The sequence below is a fragment of the Nonomuraea sp. MG754425 genome (assembly GCF_021699195.1).
Taxonomy (GTDB): domain Bacteria; phylum Actinomycetota; class Actinomycetes; order Streptosporangiales; family Streptosporangiaceae; genus Nonomuraea.
On sequence record NZ_SSXE01000301.1, the window covers coordinates 1 to 7,970 of the forward strand.

A 7,970-nucleotide genomic window follows, 5' to 3' on the forward strand; every position below is an offset into this window, starting at 1 on the left:
GGGCCGGACCGGGGGTGGGCACAGACCCGATTATCCACGCGGGATCTCGGTCGCCAATGCGTCGTTTTACTCACCCAAGTCGGAGACAATCGGTCAACTCAGTCAGTAACCATCCGTGTCGTGATAAACACGTTATGTAGTCGCTGTCATCCGTTGGAACGGTCGAAGCGTGAATCTCATGCACATCGCGTGCATCACTCGTTTCATCGGAAGGAAAGCCGTGGCTATCAAGGTTCGAGGCGGGCGCACGATCACGCTCGCCGCCGTCGGGGCGCTGGCCGCCTCGCTGCTCGCTGTGGGTGGCGTCGCCACCGCCTCGTCCGCCGCCTCCGAGGTGCACGCCTGCGTGCACAAGAAGACGCGCTACGCCCGCATCGTCAACCCGACGACGAAGTGCAGGAAGACGGAGGAGCGCATCCTGATCGGCGGCTCGGCCACCTCGACGACCACCGTCCAGACGGGCGAGCAGGGCAGGCAGGGCGAGCGCGGCCCGGCCGGTCCCCAGGGCAAGCAGGGCGTCCAGGGCTCGCAGGGCGAGACCGGCCCGCAGGGCCCCAAGGGCGTCACGGGGCCGGCCGGCCCGCAGGGTCCGAAGGGGGAGCAGGGTGAGCCCGGCAAGACCGGCGAGACCGGCCCTCAGGGCAAGACGGGCGCGACCGGCCCGCAGGGCCCGAGGGGGGAGCAGGGCCGCCAAGGGGAGCAGGGCCGACAGGGCGAGCAGGGCCGCCAGGGCATCCAGGGCCCGAAGGGCACCGACGGCGCGCGCGGCCCCGAGGGCCCGAAGGGCGACCGCGGCCTGCAGGGTCCCCAGGGCCCGCAGGGTCCGAAGGGTGAGCCCGGCACCGGCGCGGGCTTCACCACCTACACCGTCACCGCGAGCATCAGCGGTTCCTCCGGCACCGCCTCGTGCAGGAACGGCGACCCGGTGACCGGCGGCGGCTTCACCGTCAGCTCGAAGTACCAGGTCACCGGCAGCGCGCCGGGCAACGGCTCCTGGACCGTCAGCGTCGCCAAGAGCAGCAACGACCCGCACGGCGCCGACGCCCAGACCTACGGCCAGAGCGGCGGCGGCAGCGCGGGCACGGTCTACGCGGTCTGCCTGGGCAAGAAGGCGTAACGCGGTCTGGGCGAGAAGGCGTGACACCGAAGGGCCGGCACGGAACCCGTACCGGCCCTCACTGGCGATGAACTCAGCCGAACAGCGCGGGAAGCGCGCTCGTGTGCGTTTCCCGCAGCTCCGCCACGGAGACCTCGAACACGTCCTTGACGACCAGCGAGTCGCCGCCGGTCACCCCGAGCCCGTAGCACGGCACCTCGTGCCGCCCGCACAGCGAGGCGAACTCGTCGTACGCCTCGGGCCGCACCACGACCAGCGCCCGCGCGGCCGACTCGCTGAACAGGTCGATGAACGCGTCGCCGCTCAGCTCCACGCCGGCCCCGACGCCCCGCGCCAGGCAGGACTCGGCCAGCGCGACGGCCAGCCCGCCGTCCGACAGGTCGTGCGAGCCCTCCAGCAGCCCCCTGCGGGCCGCCTCCACCAGCACGGTCGCCAGCGCCCGCTCCGCCGCCAGGTCCGCCTGCGGCGGCAGCCCGCCGAGGTGGCCGTGCTCGACGTTGGCCCACTCGGACCCGCCGAACTCCGCGCCGGTGTCGCCGAGCAGCACGACCCGCAGCCCCTCGCGGACGAACCCGGACGGCACCCGCCTGGCCACGTCGTCGATGACGCCGAGCACGCCCACGACCGGCGTCGGGTGGATGGCCGTCGTGCCGGTCTGGTTGTAGAAGGAGACGTTGCCGCCGGTGACCGGCACGCCCAGCGTGCGGCAGGCGTCGGCCAGGCCGCGCACGGCCTCGGCGAACTGCCACATGACCTCGGGGTCCTCGGGGGAGCCGAAGTTGAGGCAGTTGGTGACGGCCAGCGGCTCCGCGCCGGTCACGGCCACGTTCCGGTACGCCTCGGCGAGCGCGAGCTGCGCCCCCGCGTACGGGTCGAGCTTGGCGTAGCGGCCGTTGCCGTCGGTGGCGAGCGCGATGCCCCGGGTCGTCGGCTCGGCGCCCTCCATGACCTCCGAGATGCGCAGCATGCCGGCGTCGGCCGGCTGGGCCAGCACGGTGTTGGAGCGCACGTACCGGTCGTACTGGCCGGTCACCCACTCCTTGGAGGCCAGGTTGGGGGAGCCGAGCAGCCTGAGCAGGGTGGCTCGCAGGTCGGTGGGGCGCTCCAGGCGGTCGGGCGTGTCGGCGTTGAGCGCGGACTGCCCGGCAGGCTCGTGGAAGGGCCGCTCGTAGACGGGGCCGTCGTCGGCGGCGGTGCCCGGCGGGATGTCCACGATGATCTCGCCGTCCCAGGTCATGACCAGGCGGCCGGTGTCGGTGACCTCGCCGATGACGGCGGCGGGCACGTCCCACCGCTCGCAGATCGCCATGAACGCGGGGATGTCGTCCGGCCGGACGACGGCCATCATGCGCTCCTGCGACTCGCTCATGAGGATCTCCTCGGGCCTGAGCGAGGGGTCGCGGAGCGGGACGAGGTTGAGGTCGACCGCCATGCCGCCGGTGCCCTTGGCGGCCAGTTCGGTGGTGGCGCAGGAGACGCCGGCCGCGCCGAGGTCCTGGATGCCGACGACCACGTCGGCCGCGTACAGCTCCAGGCAGCACTCGATGAGCAGCTTCTCCATGAACGGGTCGCCCACCTGCACGGCGGGCCGCTTGGCCTGCGACTCGTCCTCGAACGTGGCGCTGGCCAGCACCGAGGCGCCGCCGATGCCGTCGGGGCCGGTGGAGGCGCCGAACAGGACGACCTTGTTGCCGGGGCCCGGCGCGGTGGCCAGCTTGATCTGGTCCTTGCGCAGCAGGCCCACGCACAGGGCGTTGACCAGCGGGTTGCCGAGGTAGCAGGGGTCGAAGACGACCTCGCCGCCGATGTTGGGCAGGCCCAGGCAGTTGCCGTAGCTGCTGATGCCCTCCACGACGCCGGGCAGCACCCGGCGGGTGTCCACGGCGTCGGCGGCGCCGAAGCGCAGGGCGTCCATGACGGCGATCGGGCGCGCGCCCATCGACATGATGTCGCGTACGATCCCGCCGACGCCGGTGGCCGCGCCCTGGTGCGGCTCGACGTACGACGGGTGGTTGTGCGACTCGATCTTGAACGTGGCCGCCCAGCCGTCGCCGATGTCCACCACGCCGGCGTTCTCGCCCATGCCCACGAGCAGCGCCTCGGACTTCGGCGCCTTGCTGGCGAACTGCCTCAGGTGCACCTTGGACGACTTGTACGAGCAGTGCTCGGACCACATGACGCTGTAGATGGCCAGCTCGGAGCCGGTGGGACGGCGGCCCAGGATCTCTTTGACCCGGTCGTACTCGTCCTGCTTCATGCCCAGTTCGGCGAAGGGCATCGGCTCGTCGGGGGTCTCGGCCGCCCGCTTCACGCTGTCGGTCATGCGTTCACCAGGTTCTTCAGGATGGAGGTGAAGATGCCGAGGCCGTCGGTGCTCGGCGCGCCGACCAGGTCCTCGACGGCGTGCTCGGGGTGGGGCATGAGCCCGACCACGTTGCCCGCCTCGTTGCGGATGCCCGCGATGTCGTTGAGCGAGCCGTTGGGGTTGCCGAGGTAGCGGAACACCACGTGGCCGCCCGCCTCCAGCGCGGCCAGGGTGTCGTCGGAGGCGACGTAGCGGCCCTCGCCGTGCTTGATCGGCAGGACGATCTCCTGGCCGGGCTCGAAGGAGCCGGTCCAGGCGGTCGCGTTCTGCTCGACCCTGAGCCGCTGGTCACGGCAGACGTAGTGGAGCGAGGCGTTGCGGGTCAGCGCGCCGGGCAGCAGGTGCGCCTCGCAGAGGATCTGGAAGCCGTTGCAGGTGCCGATGACCGGCAGCCCCGCCTTCGCGGCGGGGACGAGTTCCTCCATGAGCGGCGCGAAGCGCGAGATGGCGCCGCAGCGCAGGTAGTCGCCGTAGGAGAAGCCGCCGGGCAGGAAGACGGCGTCCACTCCTCTCAGGTCGTGGTCGGCGTGCCACAGCGGCACCGGCTCCGCGCCCACGAGGCGCACGGCTCTGGCGGCGTCCTGGTCGTCGAGAGTTCCTGGAAACGTGACTACGCCCACGCGGGCAGAGCTCATGACTGTCGTCCCCTCCGGAGGAATGCGCGCGCGACCGTCCTTTCGGGGCGGACGGCGGTGCCATCAGATTATCGGGTGCTCCCGGATGGTCCGCATCGACTCGGTGGTCGAGTGAAGCCGCAGCTCAGACGGCGGCCAGCTCGCGGGGACGGGCGTCGGCGCCGTCGTCCCAGGCGAGGAGCTTGCGCAGGTGGACCGTGGTGCCCCGGCCGGGGGTCACGCCGAAGGAGATCTCGTCGACGACGCTGCGCATGATCAGCAGGCCGCGGCCGTTCTCGGTGTCGGGAGGCGGGAACTGGCGGGGCATCGTCGGCAGCCCGTCGCCGTTGTCGGCCACGCGTACGTCGCACTGACCGGCGCCGATCGCCGCCGTCACCTCGTAGCGGTTGGCCGGCCCTCCGTGCCGGACCGCGTTGGAGCACGCCTCGGACACGGCGAGCAGCATGTCGGCGATGCAGGTCTCACTCACGTTGAGTGACCGCATGGCATCGCCTAGCACTCGCCTGACCATCGGTATGCCGATCGCATCCCGAGGCAGCGCCAACGAGAACTCAATGTCCACCGGACTCCTCCGGGTGCCGGAATCTCACCTGGAGTAGGTTTCCCTGAGAAAACGGGGCTAACCGCAAAATCACGTTGTTGTTATTTAGTGTTGGCACGCCCGTGGCATTGTGGCATGGCCCAACCGGGCTTTAACCGCCCCAGGGGAAATCGGGGCGGCAAATGTGCCTTAGCCCTCGACGCGGACGCGGTAGTCCTCGATCACCGTGTTGGCGAGCAGGGTTTCCGCCATCTTGCGCACTTCGTCGAGCGCCGCGTCGTCGGCGGGGCCGTCGAGTTCGACCTCGAAGCGCTTGCCCTGGCGCACGGCCGAGACGCCGGAGAAGCCCAGCCTGGGCAGAGCCCTGGCTATGGCCTGACCCTGCGGGTCGAGGATCTCGGGCTTCAACATGACGTCCACGATGACGCGGGCCACAGCGTTCCTCCTGGGAGCGGTGGGTGGATGGGAAGCACAGCCTACCGGCGCGTGTGGCAGCCGATACAACGGGAACGGGGAGGACATGGGGCTTGCGCACAGGGCTGTGCTGTCTGCCACGATGGCCCCAAAAGCGTACGAACCACCACCTCGCGGTTCGGCGTTAGGTAAGGCTGGCCTAAGGTGGCAATCCCATCGAGTCCGGCCCCGACCAGCAGGAGTGGCGCATGACGACAGACGCCTCGAGCGGCGCGGGAGCACCGCCTGAGCTCGTCCAGTTGCTCACCCCCGAGGGCGAGCGGGTCGAGCATCCCGACTACGACATCGACCTGACGCCGGAGGAGGTCCGGTCGCTCTACCGCGACCTCGTGCTCGTCCGCCGCGTCGACCTGGAGGCCGTGGCGCTGCAACGCCAGGGCGAGCTGGGCATCTGGGCCTCGCTGCTGGGCCAGGAGGCCGCCCAGATCGGCTCCGGCCGCGCGCTGACCGACACCGACATGGCCTTCCCCACCTACCGCGAGCACGGCGTGGCGTGGTGCCGTGACGTCGACCCGGTCAAGCTGCTCGGCCTGTTCAGGGGCGTCAACCACGGGGGATGGGACCCCAAGGAGCACAACTTCCACCTGTACACGATCGTGATCGGCAGCCAGACCCTGCACGCGGTCGGCTACGCCATGGGCATCCAGCGCGACGACGCCACCGCGGCGACCATCGTCTACTTCGGCGACGGCGCCACCTCGCAGGGCGACGTCAACGAGTCGTTCATCTGGGCCAGCGTGTTCAACGCGCCGATCGTGTTCTTCTGCCAGAACAACCAGTGGGCCATCTCCGAGCCGCTGGAGAAGCAGACCCGCATCCCCCTCTACCGGCGGGCCTCCGGGTTCGGGTTCCCGGGCATCAGGGTCGACGGCAACGACGTGTTCGCCTGCCTGGCCGTCACCCGCAAGGCGCTCGAAGCCGCCCGTACCGGGCAGGGGCCGACGCTCATCGAGGCGTTCACGTACCGGATGGGCGCCCACACCACCACCGACGACCCCACGCGCTACCGCGTGGCCAGCGAGCTGGAGGCGTGGAAGCTCAAGGACCCGATCGAGCGGGTCAAGGCGTACCTGTTCAAGAACGAGCACGCCGACCAGGCGTTCATCGACGCCGTGGCCGCCGAGGCCGACCAGCTCGGCGCGGACCTGCGCCGCCGCTGCCTGGCCATGCCCGACCCCGAGCCGCTCGACATCTTCGACCACGTCTACCGCGAACCCCACCCCCTGATCGATCGGGAGCGCGCCGAGTTCGCCGCCTACTTGGAGGGGTTCCGTGACTGAGCGAAGCGAAGGCACCGACCGGCGCGGCACGACGGTCACGGCGCTCGCGAAGGAGGCGTCATGACGGTGCTGAGCCTGTCCAAAGCCCTCAACGAGGGCATGCGCAGGGCGATGGAGGACGACCCGAAGGTCCTCATCATGGGCGAGGACGTCGGCAAGCTCGGCGGCGTGTTCCGGGTCACCGACGGCCTGCAGAAGGATTTCGGCGAGGACCGTGTGATCGACACGCCGCTGGCCGAGTCGGGCATCATCGGCACCGCGATCGGGCTGGCGCTGCGCGGCTACCGCCCGGTGTGCGAGATCCAGTTCGACGGCTTCGTCTTCCCGGCCGCCGACCAGATCATCACGCAGCTCGCCAAGATGCCGATGCGCTCGCTGGGCGCGATCAAGCTGCCCGTCGTCGTCCGCATCCCCTGCGGCGGCGGCATCGGCGCGGTCGAGCACCACAGCGAGTCGCCCGAGGCGTACTTCACCCACACGGCCGGCCTGCGCGTCGTGTCCTGCTCCAACCCGGCCGACGCCTACACCATGATCCAGCAGGCCATCCGCAGCGACGACCCCGTGCTCTTCTTCGAGCCCAAGCGCCGCTACTGGGAGAAGGCCGAGATCGACACCGCCTCCACCGACTGGTGGCCCCCGCTGCACTCGGCCCGGGTCGTGCGCCCCGGCGACGACGTCACGCTGCTGGCCTACGGCCCCATGGTGAAGACCTGCCTGGAGGCCGCCACCGCGGCCGAGGAGGACGGGCGCTCACTGGAGGTCATCGACCTGCGCTCGCTCAACCCGCTGGACGAGCCGCTGGTGATGGAGTCCGCGCGGCGCACGGGGCGGGTCGTGGTCGTCCACGAGGCCCCGGTCAACAGCGGCTTCGGCGCGGAGCTGGCCGCCCGGATCACCGAGCAGTGCTTCTACCACCTGGAGTCCCCCGTGCTGCGGGCCGGCGGCTTCTCCACCCCCTACCCCCCGTCGAAGCTGGAGGAGCACTACCTGCCCGACCTGGACCGGGTGCTCGACGCCGTCGACCGGACCTTCGGGTACTGAGGGGGTTGCGCGATGCGACGCGAGTTCAAGCTCCCGGACGTCGGCGAGGGGCTGACGGAGGCCGAGATCGTCCGCTGGCACGTCAAGGCGGGCGACACGGTCAAGGTCAACCAGATCGTGGTGGAGATCGAGACGGCCAAGTCGATCGTCGAGCTGCCCATCCCCTGGGACGGCGTGGTCACCGGCCTGATGGCCGAGGAGGGTGACACGGTCGACGTCGGCGTGGCCATCATCGCGGTGGACACCACCGAGCCGGGCGAACCGGCCGCTGGGGGCATCACCGCCGCCCTGGCCGAGGAGATGGTCCCGAAACCGCCGGAGGAAGGAGCGGTGGAGCCGGGCGCCCACGGCAGCCCGGCCCCGAAGGAGGAACGCCAGGCGGTCCTGGTCGGCTACGGCGTCAAGGTCGGGGCCACCAAACGCCGGCCGCGCAGGCAGGCCGCACCCGGCATGCCCGCCAACCCGGTGGCCAACCCGTCCCGGGTCGAGGTGGACACCCCGACCGCCCCGACCGCCC

At 70.8% G+C, this 7,970-nt stretch carries 8 protein-coding genes; 4 read left to right on the forward strand and 4 right to left on the reverse strand.

Annotated features, from left to right (window positions below; genetic code table 11):
- The first annotated feature begins 220 nt into the window (after positions 1 to 220).
- On the forward strand, positions 221 to 1,117 hold the full coding sequence (locus tag FAF44_RS50645) for a hypothetical protein (RefSeq protein WP_237110663.1): 897 nt from the start codon (positions 221 to 223) through the stop codon (positions 1,115 to 1,117).
- A 73-nt stretch (positions 1,118 to 1,190) separates the two neighbouring features.
- On the opposite strand, the gene purL is transcribed toward FAF44_RS50645, so the two are convergent.
- The 4 genes from purL to purS form a co-directional block, all read right to left on the reverse strand.
- Positions 1,191 to 3,440 carry a phosphoribosylformylglycinamidine synthase subunit PurL gene (gene purL, locus FAF44_RS50650; RefSeq protein ID WP_237110664.1) on the reverse strand — a complete coding sequence of 750 codons (2,250 nt, stop codon included), beginning with the start codon at positions 3,438 to 3,440 and terminating at the stop codon, positions 1,191 to 1,193.
- Positions 3,437 to 4,117 carry a phosphoribosylformylglycinamidine synthase subunit PurQ gene (gene purQ, locus FAF44_RS50655; RefSeq protein WP_237110665.1) on the reverse strand — a complete coding sequence of 227 codons (681 nt, stop codon included), beginning with the start codon at positions 4,115 to 4,117 and terminating at the stop codon, positions 3,437 to 3,439. The genes purL and purQ overlap by 4 nt, the downstream gene beginning before the upstream one ends.
- A 124-nt stretch (positions 4,118 to 4,241) precedes the next feature.
- A complete protein-coding gene (locus FAF44_RS50660; protein ID WP_272896164.1) occupies positions 4,242 to 4,628 on the reverse strand; it encodes an ATP-binding protein in 387 nt (128 codons plus the stop codon).
- Positions 4,629 to 4,847: 219 nt separating this feature from the next.
- The gene (purS, locus tag FAF44_RS50665) at positions 4,848 to 5,093 is read right to left on the reverse strand and encodes a phosphoribosylformylglycinamidine synthase subunit PurS (RefSeq protein WP_237110667.1); all 246 of its coding nucleotides are present in this window, start codon (positions 5,091 to 5,093) and stop codon (positions 4,848 to 4,850) included.
- Between the two features lie 227 nt (positions 5,094 to 5,320).
- Here purS and pdhA point away from each other — a divergent pair, with 227 nt between their 5' ends.
- The 3 genes from pdhA to FAF44_RS50680 all read left to right on the forward strand — a co-directional run.
- Positions 5,321 to 6,412, forward strand: a complete 1,092-nt coding sequence (pdhA, locus tag FAF44_RS50670; protein ID WP_237110668.1) for a pyruvate dehydrogenase (acetyl-transferring) E1 component subunit alpha — start codon at positions 5,321 to 5,323, stop codon at positions 6,410 to 6,412.
- Positions 6,413 to 6,472: 60 nt separating this feature from the next.
- Positions 6,473 to 7,453: an alpha-ketoacid dehydrogenase subunit beta gene (locus FAF44_RS50675; protein ID WP_237110669.1), complete on the forward strand. Its 981-nt coding sequence runs from the start codon at positions 6,473 to 6,475 to the stop codon at positions 7,451 to 7,453.
- A gap of 12 nt (positions 7,454 to 7,465) precedes the next feature.
- On the forward strand, positions 7,466 to 7,970 hold a 505-nt coding region (locus FAF44_RS50680), incomplete at its 3' end, for a biotin/lipoyl-containing protein (protein WP_308193540.1).

Excerpts from the sequence above, each read along its gene's own strand:
- purL (WP_237110664.1), bottom strand. The coding sequence starts at position 3,440 with ATGACCGACAGCGTGAAGCGGGCGGCCGAGACCCCCGACGAGCCGATG.
- purQ (WP_237110665.1), bottom strand. The coding sequence starts at position 4,117 with ATGAGCTCTGCCCGCGTGGGCGTAGTCACGTTTCCAGGAACTCTCGAC.
- FAF44_RS50660 (WP_272896164.1), bottom strand. The coding sequence starts at position 4,628 with ATGGTCAGGCGAGTGCTAGGCGATGCCATGCGGTCACTCAACGTGAGT.
- pdhA (WP_237110668.1), top strand. The coding sequence starts at position 5,321 with ATGACGACAGACGCCTCGAGCGGCGCGGGAGCACCGCCTGAGCTCGTC.
- FAF44_RS50675 (WP_237110669.1), top strand. The coding sequence starts at position 6,473 with ATGACGGTGCTGAGCCTGTCCAAAGCCCTCAACGAGGGCATGCGCAGG.